This is a genomic window from Camelimonas sp. ID_303_24, from assembly GCF_053543495.1.
On sequence record NZ_JBLLJM010000061.1, the window covers coordinates 1 to 1,274 of the forward strand.

A 1,274-nucleotide genomic window follows, 5' to 3' on the forward strand; every position below is an offset into this window, starting at 1 on the left:
TGACCTGCCACTGAACTTTCATCCAACGGCGACCGGAGCCCGGTTTTTGTTTACGCCTGTTGGCGCGGGTTGAGCAATCGCCCGGCGCGCGGAGCTTTCATCTCGCGCAGCGGGGCGGGCGATTGCGGGGTTCAGGTTCGCGGCAAACCCTACAGGGGTCTGGTAGCCCAAGGCCGAGTGGGGCCTTTCGGTGTTATAGTCGGTGACCCAGGCAGCGATCAGGTCACGGGCATGGGCGATGTTGCGGAACAGGGCCTCGTTCAGAAGCTCGTCCCGCATCCTGCCGTTGAAGCTTTCGACGAACCCGTTCTGCATCGGCTTGCCCGGCGCAATGTAATGCCATTCGACCTTGTGCTCGGCGCACCACTTCAGGATCGCGTTCGATGTCAGCTCTGTCCCGTTATCGCTGACAATCATTCCAGGCCTGCCGCGGCGTTCGATCAGCGCCGTCAGTTCCCGAGCCACGCGGCGGCCCGAAATCGAGGTGTCCGGGATCGCCGCCAGACATTCGCGGGTGACGTCGTCAACCACGTTCAGCACCCGGAAGCGCCGCCCGCAGGCGAACTGGTCATGGACGAAGTCCAGCGACCACCGTGCATTGGCCCGTGTCTCGATCAGGATCGGTGCCCTCGTTCCGAGGGCCTTGCGGCGCGCTTTGCGTTTACGCACGGTTAAGCCCTCTTCTCGGTAAAGCCGATAGATGCGGTTGATCCCGGATGGCTCTCCCTCGCGCCTGAGCAGCACGAACAGCCGCCGGTAGCCGAACCTTCGCCGCTCGTTGGCCAGATCCCGCAACCGCCCGCGCAGCGCCGTGTCCGGCGCTCGCTGGGACTGGTAGCGCACCATCGTCCGGTCCGCCCCGGCAATCTGGCACGCCCGCCGCTCCGACAGCCCGAGATGGGCCTTCAGGTGCGCGACAGCCTCGCGCTTCACGGCGGGCGTTACCACTTTTTTGACAGCAGTTCTTTCATTGCAACCATGTCGAGCATCTGGTCAGCCAGCAAGCGCTTCAGCCTGGCGTTCTCGTCCTCGAGTGCCTTCAGCCGCTTCGCCTCCGACACCGTCATCCCGCCATACTTCGCCTTCCAAGCGTAAAATGTGCCTTCCGACATGCCGTGCTTGCGGCACAGATCTGCGCACTTCGCGCCGGCATCATGCTCCTGAAGGATACCGATAATCTGTTCCTCGGTCCGTCGTGCCTTCTTCATCTTCGTCCGTCCTCTCGTTGGGCCGGACTCTAGTCACAGATGGAGGAAAAAGCCCGTGGCAGGTCA

1 protein-coding gene is annotated in these 1,274 nt (G+C 63.0%); it reads right to left on the bottom strand.

Features of this window, described 5'->3' with window-relative positions:
* Positions 1 to 18: 18 nt before the first annotated feature.
* A protein-coding gene (locus ACERNI_RS17965) for an IS3 family transposase (protein WP_448834595.1) occupies positions 19 to 1,208 on the bottom strand; the annotation gives its coding sequence in 2 pieces (ribosomal slippage) (positions 19 to 956 and positions 956 to 1,208; 1,191 coding nt in all).
* Between the last annotated feature and the right edge of the window lie 66 nt (positions 1,209 to 1,274).